The sequence below is a fragment of the Streptomyces sp. NPDC096079 genome (assembly GCF_040303145.1).
Taxonomy (GTDB): Bacteria; Actinomycetota; Actinomycetes; order Streptomycetales; family Streptomycetaceae; genus Streptomyces.
The window spans coordinates 170,183-187,013 of the sequence record NZ_JBEOST010000003.1; the positions used below are offsets into that span (position 1 = coordinate 170,183).

Here is a 16,831-nt window from a genome sequence, read left to right on the forward strand (position 1 = left end):
TGCCTCGCCTCGCGCTGGCCGGCTTCCGTGATCGCAGCATGGCGCTTCCGACCGGCGCTTCGGACAGAAAGTGGCGTTCTCGGGCCATAGGCCCGGGTTTCTGGCTAGGCTGCGCTGTTTCGCACCAGGGCGTAGGCCTCGCGCAGGTCCCCTCCGGAGTAGCTGTGGCGGGCGAGCCCGGCGAGATGGTGGTCCGCGTTCACGGCCACGCTCTCCGGCACGATCGCGAAGAGTTCCGCGTCCGACATCGAGTCCCCGTACGCCACGCAGTCGGCCAGGTCCACGCCGTACCCCGCGCAGAGCTCCCTCGCGATCCGCACCTTCGCGTGCGCGTTCAGGATGCCGGGCCGGTGGATCGGCTCGGCGAACGGGACCGCGGGCCAGAGCGATCCGTGCGTCGAGTCGGCGCCCCAGTCGAGAAGCCGCTCGACGAAGAAGTCGGGCGAGAGGGAGATGACGGCGCAGCGATCGCCACGGGCCCGGATGTCCGCCCAGACCTCGCGGATGCCCCCCAGCCAGGGCGCCCCTTCGAAGGCCGTCGCGACCTGCTCCTGGGTGAGCGCCGACCACAGCTCGCGGGCCTGGACGGCGAACTCGTCCGGGGTGAGCCCCCGCAGGAAGCCCTCCTCCAGAGCGGTGATCTCCTCCACCAGTCCCAGTTGCCGGGAGATCTCCACCGCGGCCGCCGAGCCCCTGATCAGGGTGCCGTCGAGATCGAAGAGGTGCAGTCGTCGTGTGCGGTGGTTTCGGGGTTTCACGTGAAACATCGTCCGTGCCCCGGCCGACGGAATCAACGGCTCCTCGGGCATCGGCCAGGAGGGCCTGCCGGATCCCATAAAACGGTGGACGCGAGATCACCGCGTCGGACAGCCTGAACGGCATGCCGATCTCCCCCGCCCCGCTCACCCAGCTCCCGGTCCGGCGCCTCGGCTCGGAGGACCTCCTCGCCTGCGCCGACCTCTCCGAGAACCGGGGATGGCCACGGGAGGAACACAAGTGGGGGTTGCTGCTCACCGCCGGTACCGGTCACGGCATGGACGACCCCCACGGTCCCGGCCTCGCCGCCGGCTCCGTGGTCACCTCCTACGGCCCCGGCCTCGCCGCGATCGGCATGGTCCTCGTCGCCGAGCGGTACGCCCGTCAGGGCCTGGGCCGCCGACTCATGCAGCACGTCCTGGCGGAGGCAGGGGACACCCCGCTCACGCTGTACGCCACGCCCAACGGACAGCCCCTGTACGAGCAGCTGGGTTTCACCGAGATCAGCCGGTCGACGATGGTGCGCGGGCACTTCACCTTCACCGCGCCCGCTCCCGAGGCCGCGGTCCGGCCGGCGACGGCGGAGGACCTGCCGGCGGTCCTGCGCCTGGACCACGAGGTCTTCGGCCTCGACCGGACGCACATCATCGCGCGGCTCCCCGCGTTCGCGGACCACCTCCGGGTCGCGGAGGAGAACGGCGAGATCATCGGCTTCGCGGCGGCCTGGCCCAACATGGACACCCATGTCATCGGCCCCCTGATCGCCCGCGACCCGGCCACCGCTCAGGCCCTGATCGCCTCCCTCGCGGCCGCCACCGACCGGCCGCTGCGCACGGACATCGACGTCCGCCACACCTCCCTGCTGGGCTGGGCTAAGGAGAACGGCATCGACGCGGTCGCCACCAACGCGGTGATGGTCCGCTCCCTGCCCGACCTCCCCGGCGACTGGCGCCGCCGCTTCGCTCCCCTGACGGTCGCCGCCGGATAGATTTACTTGCAGGCGCGCATTATTGCGCCACTTCCTCTACCCTTGACCGAGAGCCTTCCCGGCGTCGAGGAGAGACCTCCGGCATCGAGGAGGGACCGAGGAGACATGATGACCGCGACGGACCCCGCACTCACCGCGCTCTCCCAGCGCTGGTGCGCCCTCTCCCTGCTGCACGGCAGGATCGAGGGCCACATCGAGCGCGCCCTGGAGTCCGGTCACGGTCTGAGCGTGCGGGAGTACTCGCTGCTCGACGTCCTGAGCCGTCAGCACAGCGGCCCCGGCGGCCACCTCCAGATGAAGCAGGTCGCCGACGCCGTGGTCCTCAGCCAGAGCGCCACCACCCGGCTCGTCACCCGGCTCGAGGACCGCGGGCTGCTGACCCGCTACCTCTGCGCGACCGACCGGCGCGGGATCTACACCGACGTGACCGAGGCGGGCCTCAAGCTCCTCGAAGAGGCCCGCCCCACCAACGACAGCGCCCTGCGCGAAGCCCTCGACGAAGCCGCTCGGAACCCGGAGCTGGCACCGCTGGTGCGGGTCGTGGAGGGCGTGGGCGCCCCGGCGTGACACGGCCGGCGCGTACGCTTCCGGGCATGAGCGATCTTGAGATACGCCCCGCGACCGCCGAGGACCTTCCGGACGTCGTCGCGATGCTCGCCGACGATCCCCTGGGGGCGCAGCGTGAGTCCCCCGACGACCTGGCGCCGTACCTCGCCGCGTTCGAGCGCCTCGCGGCCGATCCGAACCAGCACGTCGTCGTGGCCGTCCGGGGGGACAAGGTCGTCGGCACGCTCCAGCTGACGGTCATCCCCGGGCTCTCCCGCAAGGGCACCACCCGGTCGATCATCGAGGGCGTCCGCATCCACTCCGACGAACGCGGCAGCGGTCTCGGTACGCAGCTCATCGAGTGGGCCGTCGAGGAGTCCGAGCGCCAGGACTGCCGGCTCGTCCAGCTGACCTCCGACGTCAGCCGCACCGACGCCCACCGCTTCTACGAGCGCCTGGGCTTCGAGGCCTCCCACGTGGGATTCAAGAAGAGTCTCTGACGACGTCGTGTTTCACGTGAAACACGACGGTTTCACGTGAAACACCCGATCCCTCAGCAGCTCAGAGCCCGCGCCAACCGGCCTCGTCCACCCCACCGGGAACCGTGTCGCCCGGCTCGTAGGGCTCCCGCGTGAAGACGAACGACCCCAGGTCGAGATGGCTCACGCCCCCGTCGGGACCCCGCACCGCGCGGAGCGTCTCCCCCGCGTAGTAGCCGTTCAGCCCGCCCCAGCCACCCTCGGGCAGCGCCCGGAAGCGAGCCCGTCGCCCGGCTCCCCGCAGGGGTTCGAGCACCACGCTCCGCTCGGGACCGATCCGCAGCCCGTAGGCGTACGTGCCCCAGTACCAGGGCCCGGTGAGGGAGAGCAGCTCCTCGTCCACCTCGGCCGCGGGAAGGGGGCGCCACGGCTCCGGGAACCGCGGCTCCGCCTCCGCCACGATCCGCACGAGATCGGCGGCCACGACCCCCGTCAGCGGACCCGAGGTGGCATTGGAGAGGGCGATCCCCGCCAGGCCGTCCTCCACGCTCACCCACACACAGGCGACGAAACCCGGGAGGGAGCCGGTGTGGCCGATCAGGGTGCGGCCGTCCCTGCGCAGCAGTTGGAGACCGAGCCCGTAACTCCCCTCCCAGTCACCCTCACCCGCCGGGGAGGCCGGGGCACGCATCTCCTCGACGGACGCCGTGGCGAGCACCCGCTCGTCCCCCGCCGCGAGGAAGGCCGCGAACCGCGCGAGGTCGCCGGCCGTCGACCAGAGCTGCCCCGCCGGTGCCATCAGACCGAGGTCCTCGGACGGTTCGGGGAGCATGACGTCGGCCCACGGGTGGACCGCCCAGCCACCCGCGTGCGGGGCGACCGGGTCGAGCGTCGTCCGGCTCATCCCCAGCGGCTCCAGGATCTCGCGCCGCAGCGCTTCCTCCCAGCTCACGCCCCGGACCGCCTCGATCAGCGAACCGAGCAGCGTGTAGCCGGGGTTGGAGTAGTGGTGCCGACGCCCCGGCGGCTGGAGGAAGGGCTGCTCTCCCAGGACGTCGGAGAGCTCGGGCCGCAGCGCGGCGGAGGACCGCTCCCACCACGCGCCGGGCGTCTCGGCCGCGAGACCGGCGGTGTGGCCGAGGAGTTGGGCGATCGTCACCTCACCGGCGCCCGTGCCCTTCAGATGCCGCTCCAGCGGATCGTCGAGCCCGAGCAGGCCCTCGTCCCGCAGCCGCATCACCAGCACGGCGGTGAACACCTTGGTGATCGATCCGATCCTGAACTGGGTGTCGGCGTCCGGCGCGTGGCCGTCCACACAACTGCGCGCACCGCTCCACACCAACGCTCCGTCGCGGACCACCGCCCCCACGAAGGAGGGAGCTCGCCCTTCGGACTGGGCCACCGCGACGCGGTGCAGCAGAGCCCGCTCGGTGCCGGGCAGCAACGCTTCGAAAGATGTCGTCATGCAGGCCATCCAACGTCACGCCCGGCCGCGCTGCCTCCCTGTATCGGGCTCAGGTCTGGGCCATGTCCACGAAGCGCGAGTAGTGGCCCTGGAAGGCCACGGTGATCGTTGCCGTCGGGCCGTTACGGTGCTTGCCGACGATGATGTCCGCCTCGCCGGCGCGCGGTGACTCCTTCTCGTAGGCGTCCTCGCGGTGCAGCAGGATGACCATGTCGGCGTCCTGCTCGATCGAGCCGGACTCACGCAGGTCGGAGACCATCGGCTTCTTGTCGGTGCGCTGCTCGGGGCCACGGTTCAGCTGCGAGAGCGCGATCACCGGCAGCTCCAGCTCCTTGGCGAGGAGCTTGAGGTTTCGCGACATGTCGGAGACCTCTTGCTGACGGCTCTCCTGCCGCTTGGAACCACCCGACTGCATCAGCTGCAGATAGTCGATGATGACGAGCTTGAGGCCGTTGCGCTGCTTGAGCCGACGGCACTTCGCGCGGATCTCCATCATCGAGAGGTTCGGCGAGTCGTCGATGTACAGCGGAGCCTGGGACACGTCCGGCATCCGGCGCGCGAGACGCGTCCAGTCCTCGTCGGTCATCGTGCCGGAGCGCATGTGGTGGAGCGCGACACGGGCCTCGGCCGAGAGCAGACGCATCGCGATCTCGTTGCGGCCCATTTCGAGGGAGAAGATGACGCTGGGCAGGTTGTGCTTGATCGAGGCCGCCCGGGCGAAGTCCAGGGCGAGGGTCGACTTACCCATGGCGGGACGGGCCGCGATGATGATCATCTGACCGGGGTGCAGTCCGTTGGTGAGCGAGTCGAGGTCGGTGAAGCCCGTGGGCACGCCCGTCATCTCACCGCTGCGGGAGCCGATCGCCTCGATCTCGTCGAGCGCGCCCTCCATGATGTCGCCGAGCGGCAGGTAGTCCTCGGTGGTGCGCTGCTCGGTGACCGCGTAGATCTCGGCCTGCGCCGAGTTCACGATCTCGTCGACGTCCCCGTCGGCCGCGTAGCCCATCTGCGTGATCTTGGTGCCGGCCTCCACGAGGCGCCGCAGGACGGCCCGCTCGTGGACGATCTCCGCGTAGTACGAGGCGTTGGCGGCGGTCGGGACGGACTGGACGAGGGTGTGGAGGTAGGAGGCGCCGCCGACGCGGGTGATCTCGCCGCGTTTCGTGAGTTCGGCGCCGACGGTGATCGGGTCGGCGGGCTCGCCCTTGGCGTAGAGGTCGAGGATCGCCGCGTAGACGGTCTCGTGGGCGGGCTTGTAGAAGTCGTTGCCCTTGATGATCTCCACGACGTCCGCGATGGCGTCCTTGGAGAGCAGCATGCCGCCGAGCACGGACTGCTCCGCGTCGAGGTCCTGCGGGGGGACGCGCTCGAACCCGGAGAGACCGCCGTCCCAGGAGCCGTCGCTGCCGCGCTCGTGCTGGTCGTCGCGACCTCGGCCCCGGCCACGCCCTTCGCCGCGGGTACGGGTGGGCAGCCGATCACTCGGTCCGCTGTCGGCCCAAGGGTCGTCCATGGGCTCAGGAATGCTCACCGAGCCACCTCCTCCCGTCCGCTCCGCGGACCTCGCCATGCCACTCTTTCTTACGCCACGGCCTTGATCAACGAGTGGCTTTGCGACCGCTTCTGGCGCGTCGGGCGCCGGACCACGGTAGGCCCGCGGGGAGCGTCAGCCAATCTGGTTATCCACAGGCCCTGTGGGTGAAGGCCCAGATGCTGTGGAGAACTCCCCGGATCCTGTGCACGGACCGGGGGACAGCCATGTGGACAAACTCATAACGCCCTCGCCTTCGCGCACCTGACCTGCGGTTTTCCCATCCACGGGCTGTGGGGGAGAAAAAGTTCTCCCCCTGAATCAAGATCAGAACAAACGGCCCACACCCGAAGCCCCGCGCCAGGCAAAAGTAAGGATCACTAAGGCATTGCATCTCTTACCTGTGGAAGATTAGATTGAGCCCATGACTCAGGCCCCCGCGACCTCCAAGGCCGTCCGTCGGCAGCACGACCGCGAGATCGTCTCCCTCGCCCTGCCGGCCTTCGGCGCACTCGTCGCCGAGCCGCTGTTCCTGATGGTCGACAGCGCCATCGTCGGCCACCTCGGCACACCCCAGCTCGCGGGCCTCGCGATCGCCGCGGCACTGCTCTCCACCGCCGTCAGCGTCTTCGTCTTCCTCGCCTACGCCACCACGGCGGCCGTCGCCCGGCGCGTGGGTGCGGGCGACCTCCAGGCCGCCATACGGCAGGGCATGGACGGCATCTGGCTCGCCCTCCTGCTCGGCGTCGCCGTCGTCGCACTGACCCTCCCGGCGGCGCCGTGGCTCGTCGACGTCTTCGGCGCCTCGGACACGGCCGCCCCGTACGCCGTCACCTACCTGAGGATCTCCAGCCTCGGCATCCCGGCGATGCTGGTGGTACTGGCCGCCACCGGCGTCCTGCGCGGTCTCCAGGACACCCGTACACCGCTCTACGTGGCCGTCGCCGGCTTCGCGACCAACGGCGCGCTCAACGTCGGCCTCGTCTACGGTGCCGGCCTCGGCATCGCGGGATCCGCCTGGGGCACGGTCATCGCCCAGTGCGGCATGGCCGTCGCCTACCTCGTCGTGGTCGTCCGCGGAGCCCGCCGCCACGGCGCCTCCCTCCGCCCCGACCCGGCCGGGATCCGCGCCTCCGCCCAGGCCGGCGTCCCGCTCCTGGTCCGCACGCTCTCCCTCCGCGGCGTCCTGATGATCGCCACGGCCGTCGCCGCCCGGCTGGGCGACGCGGAGGTCGCGGCCCACCAGATCATCCTGTCCCTGTGGAGCCTCATGGCCTTCGCACTCGACGCGATCGCCATCGCCGGTCAGGCCATCATCGGCCGCTACCTCGGAGCCGACGACGCCGACGGCGCACGGCAGGTCTGCCGCCGTATGGTCCAGTGGGGCGTGGTCTCCGGTGTGGCACTGGGCGCGTTGCTCATCGTCGCCCGCCCCCTGTTCGTCCCGCTCTTCACCAGCGACGCCACCGTGCAGGACGCTCTGCTGCCCGCCCTCCTGGTCGTCGCGCTCTCCCAGCCGATCTCCGGCGTGGTCTTCGTCCTCGACGGCGTCCTGATGGGCGCGGGGGACGGCCCCTACCTGGCCTGGGCCATGCTGCTGACCCTGGCCGTCTTCGCCCCGGTCGCCCTCATGATCCCGGCGCTCGGCGGCGGGCTGACGGCGCTCTGGTGGGCGATGACCCTGATGATGACGGTGCGGATGGGAACGCTCTGGTTCCGTATGCGCTCCGGGCGCTGGATCGTCACCGGCGCCACTCGCTGAGCCACCGGAGGTTTCACGTGAAACGGCGGAAGGGCCGCACCCCGAGGGGTGCGGCCCTTCCTCACTGCTGAGCGCAGACTGCCAAGGGCAGCGTTACGCGGCGACGACCTCGACGCCGAGCTTCGCGGCAACCTCGGGGTGCAGACGCACGGACACCTGGTGCGAGCCCAGGGTCTTGATCGGCGAACCGAGCTCGACGCGACGCTTGTCGACGTCGGGGCCACCCGCGGTCTTGATCGCCGAGGCGATGTCGGCCGGGGTCACGGAGCCGAAGAGGCGGCCGGCGTCGCCGGAGCGAACGGCCAGGCGCACCTTCGTGCCCTCGAGCTGGGCCTTGATCTCGTTGGCCTGCTCGATGGTCGCGATCTCGTGGATCTTGCGGGCGCGGCGGATCTGCGCCACGTCCTTCTCGCCACCCTTGGTCCAGCGGATCGCGAAACCACGCGGGACCAGGTAGTTGCGAGCGTAGCCGTCCTTGACGTCGACGACGTCGCCAGCGGCACCGAGGCCGGAGACCTCGTGGGTGAGGATGATCTTCATTTCTTGGTCACCCTTCCCTTATCGCGCGGTGGACGTGTAGGGCAGCAGCGCCATCTCACGGCTGTTCTTGACGGCCGTGGCGACGTCACGCTGGTGCTGCGTGCAGTTGCCGGTCACGCGGCGGGCACGGATCTTGCCGCGGTCGGAAATGAACTTCCGCAGCATGTTCGTGTCCTTGTAGTCCACGTACGCGGTCTTGTCCTTGCAGAACGCGCAGACCTTCTTCTTAGGCTTGCGCACAGGCGGCTTCGCCATGGTGTTTCTCCTGTGTGATCAAGAAGTATGGGTACGAGCTGCTTCCGGGGCAGGGCCCTAGAAGGGGGGCTCGTCCGAGTAGCCGCCGCCGGAGTTTCCACCCCAGCCGCCACCGCCGCCGCCCTGCTGGCCGCCGCCGGAGGAGGAGCCGCCGGTCGCCCACGGGTCGTCGGCGGGAGCACCGCCACCACCCTGCTGGCCACCGCCGCCGGAGTTTCCACCCCAGCCGCCACCGCCACCGCCGCCGCCCTGCTGGCCGCCGCCGCCGTATCCACCCTGGCCGCCGCGACCGGTGGTCTTGGTGACCTTGGCCGTGGCGTTCTTGAGGCTGGGGCCGACTTCCTCGACGTCCAGCTCGTAGACCGTGCGCTTGACGCCCTCACGGTCCTCGTAGGACCGCTGCTTCAGCCGGCCCTGCACGACGACGCGCATGCCTCGCTGGAGCGACTCCGCGACGTTCTCCGCCGCCTGTCGCCAGACCGAGCAGGTCAGGAAGAGGCTCTCGCCGTCCTTCCACTCATTGGTCTGACGGTCGAAGGTGCGGGGGGTGGACGCGATACGGAACTTCGCGACCGCCGCACCGGACGGGGTGAAGCGCAGCTCGGGGTCGTCGACAAGATTGCCGACGACCGTGATGACGGTCTCGCCTGCCATGGGGGAACCTCTCGGCGGGTTTGCTTCTGGCTGCTGTGTTGCTACTCGAACCCGATGACCTCTGAGCTAGAAGCTCAGTGGGTCTCGGGACGGAGGACCTTGGTCCGGAGGACCGACTCGTTCAGGTTGAGCTGGCGGTCGAGCTCCTTGACGACCGCAGGCTCGGCCTGCAGGTCGATGACCGAGTAGATGCCCTCGGGCTTCTTCTTGATCTCGTAGGCGAGACGACGACGGCCCCAGGTGTCGACCTTCTCGACCTTTCCGTTGCCCTCACGGACGACGGAGAGGAAGTTCTCGATCAGCGGGGAGACAGCGCGCTCCTCGAGATCGGGGTCGAGGATGACCATCACCTCGTAGTGACGCATGTGGAACCCACCTCCTTTGGACTCAGCGGCCACGGTCGTTCCGTGGCAGGAGGGTCGTGATGCGTAAGCAACGGTATCCGCCACCACTGACAGTCCCCTCGGCGAGCGAGGAGAGCGGTCGGGGATCCCGGAGGGACCTGGGCAGACACCGGCGCAGCTGTACAGAGTACCCGCACATCGGCTTCCGGTTGAAATTCTCCGGAGAGGGGACGCAATCTGTACACAACGGATGTCGGCGGCGCTACGATGCGCCGCCTTCCGGCAGCCACGCCAGGAGGTGCCTCATGGCCCAGGCAATGCGTCCCGACCCCGGCCACTCTCTCTTCGCGACCGACGGCAAACCCCACCCGCTCCAGGACACCCTGATGGCTGTCACGCTGGTGCTGGGGATCATCTCGTTCACCACCGCGCAGTTCTACAACCTGCATCTGCTCAGTTCCTGGTCGGGCCTGATCGGCATCCTGACCGGCGCGTACGGACAGTTCATCTCCGTGACCACGCGCGAACGGTTCCTGCTGATCCTCGGACTCGGCGCCTCGGCCTTCGGCTTCTACCTCGGAATGGCGCACGGCGGCCTCTTCGGCGGCGTCATCAGCTGAGCCCGACGGCACGTCGGGGCACACACACCCATTCGGGGCGCTCCAAGGTCACAGTAGGCTTCGGCGCGAGAGCCGGAGCCCCTGACCGATGGGGACACACCTGCCGAGGAGCGCCCCGCATGAGCCTGACCCTGAGGACCATCAGCCGTGAGCAGCATCTGGCATTCATCCAGAGCCAGCCCGCCGCGAGCCACTGCCAGGTCCCGGCGTGGGCTGACGTGAAGACCGAGTGGCGCTCGGAGAACCTCGGTTGGTTCGACAAGACGGGTGAGCTCGTCGGCGCCGGCCTGGTGCTCTACCGCCAGCTCCCGAAGATCAAGCGCTACCTCGCGTATCTCCCCGAGGGCCCGGTCATCAACTGGTACGCGCCGAACCTCGACGACTGGCTGCAGCCGATGCTGGCGCACCTCAAGCAGCAGGGCGCCTTCTCGGTGAAGATGGGCCCGCCGGTGGTCATCCGCCGCTGGGACTCGGCCGCCATCAAGGCCGGCATCCAGGACCCGGACGTCAAGCGCCTCAAGGACGTCGAGGCCACCCACATCGAGCCGCGCGCCTTCGAGGTCGCGGACCGGCTGCGGAAGATGGGCTGGCAGCAGGGCGAGGACGGCGGCGCCGGCTTCGGCGACGTGCAGCCCCGCTACGTCTTCCAGGTCCCGCTCGCGAACCGCTCGCTCGACGACGTCCTCAAGGGCTTCAACCAGCTGTGGCGCCGCAACATCAAGAAGGCCGAGAAGGCCGGTGTCGAGGTCGTCCAGGGCGGCTACGAGGACCTGGCCGAGTGGCAGCGGCTGTACGAGATCACGGCCGTCCGCGACCACTTCCGGCCGCGCCCGCTCTCGTACTTCCAGCGCATGTGGACCGTCCTCAACAACGAGGACCCCAACCGCATGCGGCTCTACTTCGCGCGCCACAACGGTGTGAACCTCTCGGCCGCGACCATGCTCGTCGTCGGCGGGCACGTCTGGTACTCGTACGGCGCCTCCGACAACATCGGCCGTGAGGTCCGGCCCTCGAACGCGATGCAGTGGCGGATGCTGCGCGACGCGTACGCCATGGGCGCGACCGTCTACGACCTCCGCGGCATCTCGGACTCGCTCGACGAGACCGACCACCTCTTCGGCCTCATCCAGTTCAAGGTGGGCACGGGTGGCGAGGCCGTCGAGTACGTCGGCGAGTGGGACTTCCCCCTGAACAAGCTCCTGCACAAGGCGCTCGACATCTACATGTCGCGGCGCTGACCGTTCCGTAGGCTTCGTAGTCTCGTACACACCTTTGATACACCGCTGCCGTCAGAAAGGTTCCGGGCCGGCCATGGCGCTCTCCCTCTACGTCGACACCGCTCGCTGGCGGGCGCACCAGAAGACCGTGATCGACCAGTTCCCCGGTCTCATTCCGGTGTGCAAGGGCAACGGGTACGGCTTCGGGCACGAGCGCCTCGCGGACGAGGCGGCCCGGTTCGGCGCCGACATGCTCGCCGTCGGCACCACGTACGAGGCCGCGAAGATCAAGGACTGGTTCGGCGGCGACCTGCTGGTCCTCACCCCCTTCCGACGGGGTGAGGAACCGGTTCCGCTGCCCGACCGGGTCATCCGCTCCGTGTCGTCCGTGGACGGCGTCCACGCCCTGGTGGGCGCCCGCGTCGTGATCGAGTGCATGAGCTCGATGAAGCGGCACGGCGTGCGCGAGGAGGAGCTCGCGCAGCTCCACGCCGCCATCGAGGACGTGCGTCTGGAGGGCTTCGCCCTCCACCTGCCCCTGGACCGCCCGGACGGCACCGACGCGGTCGAGGAGGTCATCGCCTGGATGGACCGCCTGCGGAACGCCCGGCTGCCGCTGCACACCATGTTCGTGAGCCACCTGCGGGCCGAGGAGCAGGCCCGGCTCCAGCAGCAGTTCCCGCAGACCCGTTTCCGCGCCCGGATCGGCACCCGGCTGTGGCTGGGGGACCACGAGGCCACGGAGTACCGGGGCGCCGTCCTCGACGTGACCCGGGTCGCCAAGGGCGACCGCTTCGGCTACCGCCAGCAGAAGGCCGCGTCGGACGGCTGGCTGGTCGTCGTCGCCGGCGGCACCTCCCACGGCGTGGGCCTGGAGGCCCCGAAGGCCATGCACGGCGTCATGCCGCGCGCCAAGGGCGTCGCCCGGGCGGGCCTGGCCACCGTGAACCGGAACCTCTCGCCGTTCGTCTGGGCCGGGAAGCAGCGCTGGTTCGCCGAGCCGCCGCACATGCAAGTGTCGATCCTGTTCGTGCCGGCCGACGCCCAGGAGCCCCGGGTGGGCGACGAGCTCGTGGCGCATCTGCGCCACACCACGACGCAGTTCGACCGGCTCGTGGAGCGCTGACCCCACCGGAGAACGGGCCCGGAACGTCCCCGGAAAGCACTCACCCCCTGGAGCGGGCTCCAGGGGGTGAGTGCGTCTCGGTCGGTCGGGGGCCGGTCTCGGTCAGTCGGGGGCGCCCCACGGGTACGCGGGGTCGTCCGCGGTGCCCCAGCGCACCCGCCGCCCCTCCTCGACGGCCGGGGCCGCGTGCCGGGCCGGGTGGGCCGCCCTGCCCGCCACCACGAGGTCCTCGGCGCCGTCCAGGACCCCTCCCGAGGGGTCGTCCGCGCCGTCCTGCCGGACCGGGTCCTTCTCGGGCGCCAGGACGTCCCGTACGACCATCGCGCACAGGTACAGCGTGCCGAGCAGGTGCAGGACGATCGCGAACTGGTAGCCGTCCACCGGAAGGCCCTGCTTGTTGCCGCCGGCCGTGAACGCCAGGTACATCCAGATCCCGAGGAAGTACATGACCTCGCAGGCCTGCCAGATCAGGAAGTCGCGCCAGCGGGGCCGCGCGAGCGCGGCCAGTGGCACCAGCCACAGGACGTACTGCGGCGAGTAGACCTTGTTCGTCAGCACGAACGCGGCGACGATCAGGAAGGCCAGCTGGACGAAGCGGGGCCTGCGGGGCGCCGTGAACGCCAGGTACGCCAGACCCGCGACCGCCACCGCCATCAGCAGCAGCGCGTACAGATTCGCCCGGCCCGGCGTGATCACGTCACCCGTGCGCTGGCTGATCAGCAGCCAGACCGAGCCGAAGTCGACGTTGCGGTCCCGGCTGAACAGGTAGAACTGCTTCCATCCCTCGGGCGCGAGCAGCATCACCGGCAGGTTCACGACGAGCCACGCACCGCCGGCGCCGAGCACCGCCGTCCCGTACGCCCGCCACTTCCCGGCGCGCCAGCAGAGCATCAGCAGCGGGCAGAGGAGCAGTATCGGGTAGAACTTGGCCGCCGTGGCCAGGCCCAGCAGGATCCCGAAGGCCAGCGGCCGGCCCCGCGACCACATCAGGACGGCGGCGGCGGTCAGCGCGACGGCCAGTATGTCCCAGTTGATCGTGGCGGTGAGCGCGACCGAGGGCGCCAGGGCGACCAGGAGGCCGTCCCAGGGCCGCAGGCGGTGCGTCCGGGCCACACAGACCGCCAGGACGGCCACGCAGACCATCAGCAGGCCCGCGTTGACCAGCCAGTACCACTGCTCCTGCCACGTCAGGTCGCCGCCGCCCGGCGTCAGCCAGGCCGCGACCTCCATGAACAGGCCCGTCAGCACCGGGTACTCCAGGAACGGTATGTCGCCGCCCAGCCGGTCGAAGTACGGGACCAGGCCGTCGGAGAAGCCCCGCCCGGCGAAGAGGTGCGGGATGTCCGAATAGCAGGCGTGCGTGTACTGGGAGGTCGTGCCCCGGAACCAGGCCCAGTTGTAGCAGGGCAGCTTCTGCACCATGCCGAGGGCGTACATGCCGAGGGCGACCAGCACGATCACCCGGACCGGCGTCAGCTGCCCGGTGCCGGCCGTCGCCCGTCGCCCGTAGGGGCCGCCGATCAGTTCGCTGCCCGCGGCGGCCACCTTGTCCCGGTGGGTGGGGATGACCGTCTTCGAGCGGTCCGGCGGCGCGCTCGACTTCTGGAGGCTCGGCATGGGGGACATCCTGCCGTACGTCCCCGGGAAAACGGCGAGGGCCGCCACGGCCGCTCCGTACGGAAGGTACGGAGCGGGCGCGACGGCCCTCAGGACGTGCCCGGGTCCTCACCGGAAGGCGAGGGGATCATCAGGGGATCCAGGACCCGCCCCCTGGTTTGCCGTTGCCGCCTGAGCTGTCGTCCGTCGGCGGAGGAGTCGTCGTCGGCGTCTCGGTGACCGGTGGTTCGGTCGTGGGCTGCCCGGTGTTGCCCCCTGGGTTGCCCGTGTTGTCGCAGTTCCAGTTCCAGACGTCACAGGTCGTCTTGCCCGGCTTCGGCGTCTTCGTCGGCCTCGTCGGCGGAGTCGTCGTCGGCGTGGCCGGGGGAGTCGTCGTCGGCATCGTCGACTCGGTGGGCGACGCCGTGGCTGTCGGCGTCGGCGTCGGGCTCTTGGCGCCACCGCCGAAGACGGGCTCGGCGCCTTCCAGCTTCTCCGGCTTCGGGAAGTCCACGACCTGATCGTCCTTCACGGCGTCCGTCATGTACTCGCGCCAGATCCGCGAGGGGAAGGACGAACCGTGGATGGTCGGCTGGTCACCCGTGCCGTACATCTTCTCGAACTTGCGACCCTGCTTCGTCTCGTCGTCGTCGAAGCGGTACATGTCGATCGCGGTCGACAGCTGGGCCGTGTAGCCCACGAACCAGGCCGACATGTTGTCGTCGGTCGTACCGGTCTTGCCGGCCACCGCGCGGCCCGGGATGCGGGCCTTGGTGCCGGTGCCCCGGGGGTCGTCCACGACGGACCGCAGGACGTCGGTGACGTTGCTGGCGATGGCCGAGCTGAAGGCCTGCTCGGGCTCCTGCTTGTGCTGGGCGACGGTGTTGCCGCTCCGCACCACCTTCTCCACGGAGTACGGGTCGTTCTGCTGGCCCTTGTTGGCGAAGGTGGCGTACGCGCCGGCCATGCGGATGGCGCTCGGGCTGGAGACACCGAGGGAGAACGACGGGACCTCGCCCTTGACGAGGGACTCGGGCCGGAGTCCGGCCTTCTCCGCCACGGCGCGGACCTTGTCGATACCGACGTCCATACCGAGCTGCACGTACGGGGAGTTGGCGGACTTGATCATGGCGTACCGCAGCGAGATCGGGCCGTAGCTGGCGTCCTCGTCATTGCTCTGGCGCCACTCGTCGCCCTTGTCGTCCAGCCAGACGTCCCCGTTGTACTTGCGGATCGTCAGGTCGTCCTTGCCGTTGTAGAGGCTCTTGTCCGGGTCCAGGATGGTGCGCTCGGAGGCGTCCTGGTCCGGACCGCCGTCCTTGTCCCGGACTCCGTCCTGCATCGCGGCGGCCAGCACGAAGGGCTTGAACGTCGAGCCGACCTGGGCACCGGTGCTGTCGGCGTTGCTCCGGAAGTGCTTGGTGGCGTCGGCGCCACCGTAGATGGCGACGATCTTCCCGGTCGCCGTATCGACGGAAGCGCCACCGAACTGGACGTGCGTGTCCGTCTTCGGGCGCTTCTTCGGGTCGATGTTCTCCTTGATGACGCCCTTGATCGTCTCTTCCATCTTCGCCACCTTCTGCTTGTCGAAGGTGGTGTGGATCTCGTAGCCGCCGCGCTCCAGCTCCGCCTCGCTGATCTGGAACTGGTTCTGCATGTTCTGGTTGGCGGTGCTCACCAGGTAACCGATCTGACCGCTCAGATTGGCGCTCTTCTTGAGCTTCTCCACCTTCGGGAAGGTGGGGTACTTCGCCCGCTCCTCGGCCGTGAGGTGCCCGTCCTTCTGCATCTCGTCGAGGATCCACTTCCACCGCTTGGTGGCGCGCACGGTGTTCTTCTCGGCCGATGCCTCGGGATCGATGTCGGGGTAGCCGGCGGGGTCGTAGTACGTCGCGCCCTTCAGCACCGCGGCGAGCAGCGCCGACTCGCTGGGGTTCAGCTTCGCGGCGTCCTTGTTGAAGTAGGCGCGGGCCGCGGCCTGGATGCCGTAGGCACCCCGTCCGTAGTACGAGGTGTTCAGGTAACCGGCCATGACCTCGTCCTTGCCGAGGGTGTTGCCGACCTTCATGGAGATGAAGAGTTCCTTCACCTTCCGGGTGAGGGTCTGCGACTGGTCGTCGAGCCGGTTGTTCTTCACGTACTGCTGGGTGATCGTCGAGCCACCCTGGGTCTCGCCGCCCTTGGCCATGTTCCACACGGCGCGGGCGATGCCCATGGGGTCGATTCCGGAGTCCTCGCGGAAGGTCTTGTTCTCCGCAGAGATCACCGCGTTCTGCATGGAGAGCGGGATCTGCCCGATCTGGACGATCTGGCGGTTGGCACCGCTGCCCGTCGCGACCATGCGGGATCCGTCGGACCAGTAGTAGATGTTGTTCTGCGAGGTCGCGGTGTCGGCCGTGTTCGGGATGTCCACCTGCGAGTACGCGAAGGCCGCGGCACCCATCAGGCTCGCCACGAAGAACAGGAACGTGCCCGACACGAGCTTCCACGAGGGCACCCAGCGACGCCAGCCCCACTTGTTGTGGCGCGGATAGTCGATGATCCGCTTCTTGCCCGGCTGGCGCCCCTCGGGGCCCCGCCCCGCACCGCCGCCGCGACCACCGCCGCGGCCACCGCCGCCACCGCGCCGCCCCCCACCGGGACCGCCGGGTCCGCCAGGACCGGAATCGGCTCCCCGGCGACGGCTGCCCCGCTGGGCGGCCCGCCGGGCCTCCGCGCGGCCGCCGTACGGACGCGGCTCCTCCCCGTGGGAGGAGGGAGGTCCGTACGAGGCCGAAGGGGCCTCCGAACCGACGTCATGGGCCGGGGCCGACCTGCGGCCCATCGGCTGCTGGGCAGCGCGCCGTGCCGCCGCGCGACCGCCCGTCGGCGGCTGCTGCGGCGGCATTTTGCGACGATGCTCGCTCATCGAACGACTACTCCTCGGGCAGGCGCGTACGCCTGGAAGCGGCA

General features: G+C 69.6%; 16 protein-coding genes. 7 read left to right on the forward strand and 9 right to left on the reverse strand.

Annotated elements, in window-relative coordinates:
- Window positions 1-104 precede the first annotated feature (104 nt).
- Window positions 105-767: an HAD family hydrolase gene (locus ABTY59_RS08195; protein ID WP_352018084.1), complete on the reverse strand. Its 663-nt coding sequence runs from the start codon at window positions 765-767 to the stop codon at window positions 105-107.
- 113 nt (window positions 768-880) lie between these two features.
- On the opposite strand from ABTY59_RS08195, the gene ABTY59_RS08200 reads away from it, so the two are divergent.
- The 3 genes from ABTY59_RS08200 (at window position 881) to ABTY59_RS08210 (ending at window position 2,790) form a co-directional block, all read left to right on the forward strand.
- The gene (locus tag ABTY59_RS08200; protein WP_352018085.1) at window positions 881-1,744 is read left to right on the forward strand and encodes a GNAT family N-acetyltransferase; all 864 of its coding nucleotides are present in this window, start codon (window positions 881-883) and stop codon (window positions 1,742-1,744) included.
- A 108-nt stretch (window positions 1,745-1,852) separates the two neighbouring features.
- Window positions 1,853-2,311, forward strand: a complete 459-nt coding sequence (locus tag ABTY59_RS08205) for a MarR family winged helix-turn-helix transcriptional regulator (protein ID WP_352018500.1) — start codon at window positions 1,853-1,855, stop codon at window positions 2,309-2,311.
- 26 nt (window positions 2,312-2,337) lie between these two features.
- A complete protein-coding gene (locus ABTY59_RS08210; RefSeq protein WP_352018086.1) occupies window positions 2,338-2,790 on the forward strand; it encodes a GNAT family N-acetyltransferase in 453 nt (150 codons plus the stop codon).
- Window positions 2,791-2,851: 61 nt separating this feature from the next.
- Here the strand turns inward: ABTY59_RS08210 and ABTY59_RS08215 are convergent, their stop codons facing one another.
- Window positions 2,852-4,234, reverse strand: coding sequence for a serine hydrolase domain-containing protein (locus ABTY59_RS08215; RefSeq protein WP_352018087.1), 1,383 nt, complete (start codon window positions 4,232-4,234; stop codon window positions 2,852-2,854).
- Between the two features lie 49 nt (window positions 4,235-4,283).
- Window positions 4,284-5,765: a replicative DNA helicase gene (gene dnaB, locus ABTY59_RS08220; protein ID WP_352018088.1), complete on the reverse strand. Its 1,482-nt coding sequence runs from the start codon at window positions 5,763-5,765 to the stop codon at window positions 4,284-4,286.
- A gap of 424 nt (window positions 5,766-6,189) precedes the next feature.
- Here dnaB and ABTY59_RS08225 point away from each other — a divergent pair, with 424 nt between their 5' ends.
- A complete protein-coding gene (locus tag ABTY59_RS08225) occupies window positions 6,190-7,527 on the forward strand; it encodes an MATE family efflux transporter (protein WP_352018089.1) in 1,338 nt (445 codons plus the stop codon).
- A 93-nt stretch (window positions 7,528-7,620) separates the two neighbouring features.
- On the opposite strand, the gene rplI is transcribed toward ABTY59_RS08225, so the two are convergent.
- The 4 genes from rplI to rpsF all read right to left on the reverse strand — a co-directional run bounded on the left by rplI (window position 7,621) and on the right by rpsF (window position 9,341).
- Entirely contained in the window at window positions 7,621-8,067 is a 447-nt protein-coding gene (gene rplI / locus ABTY59_RS08230; RefSeq protein ID WP_053640001.1) for a 50S ribosomal protein L9, read from the reverse strand.
- Between the two features lie 18 nt (window positions 8,068-8,085).
- Entirely contained in the window at window positions 8,086-8,322 is a 237-nt protein-coding gene (gene rpsR / locus ABTY59_RS08235; protein ID WP_005315025.1) for a 30S ribosomal protein S18, read from the reverse strand.
- 57 nt (window positions 8,323-8,379) lie between these two features.
- Window positions 8,380-8,976, reverse strand: coding sequence for a single-stranded DNA-binding protein (locus ABTY59_RS08240; protein ID WP_352018090.1), 597 nt, complete (start codon window positions 8,974-8,976; stop codon window positions 8,380-8,382).
- Between the two features lie 74 nt (window positions 8,977-9,050).
- On the reverse strand, window positions 9,051-9,341 hold the full coding sequence (gene rpsF / locus ABTY59_RS08245; protein ID WP_015034882.1) for a 30S ribosomal protein S6: 291 nt from the start codon (window positions 9,339-9,341) through the stop codon (window positions 9,051-9,053).
- 284 nt (window positions 9,342-9,625) lie between these two features.
- Here rpsF and ABTY59_RS08250 point away from each other — a divergent pair, with 284 nt between their 5' ends.
- From ABTY59_RS08250 to ABTY59_RS08260, 3 genes are all read left to right on the forward strand, one after another.
- Window positions 9,626-9,940 carry a hypothetical protein gene (locus ABTY59_RS08250; RefSeq protein WP_352018091.1) on the forward strand — a complete coding sequence of 105 codons (315 nt, stop codon included), beginning with the start codon at window positions 9,626-9,628 and terminating at the stop codon, window positions 9,938-9,940.
- 119 nt (window positions 9,941-10,059) lie between these two features.
- Window positions 10,060-11,178 carry a lipid II:glycine glycyltransferase FemX gene (locus tag ABTY59_RS08255; protein WP_352018092.1) on the forward strand — a complete coding sequence of 373 codons (1,119 nt, stop codon included), beginning with the start codon at window positions 10,060-10,062 and terminating at the stop codon, window positions 11,176-11,178.
- 73 nt (window positions 11,179-11,251) lie between these two features.
- Entirely contained in the window at window positions 11,252-12,283 is a 1,032-nt protein-coding gene (locus ABTY59_RS08260; RefSeq protein ID WP_352018093.1) for an alanine racemase, read from the forward strand.
- Window positions 12,284-12,385: 102 nt separating this feature from the next.
- Here ABTY59_RS08260 and ABTY59_RS08265 read toward each other — a convergent pair whose 3' ends face one another.
- Together ABTY59_RS08265 and ABTY59_RS08270 are read right to left on the reverse strand one after the other, a co-directional pair.
- Window positions 12,386-13,900, reverse strand: coding sequence for a glycosyltransferase family 87 protein (locus ABTY59_RS08265; protein ID WP_352018094.1), 1,515 nt, complete (start codon window positions 13,898-13,900; stop codon window positions 12,386-12,388).
- Window positions 13,901-14,030: 130 nt separating this feature from the next.
- Window positions 14,031-16,787 carry a transglycosylase domain-containing protein gene (locus ABTY59_RS08270; RefSeq protein ID WP_352018095.1) on the reverse strand — a complete coding sequence of 919 codons (2,757 nt, stop codon included), beginning with the start codon at window positions 16,785-16,787 and terminating at the stop codon, window positions 14,031-14,033.
- Window positions 16,788-16,831 lie beyond the last annotated feature (44 nt).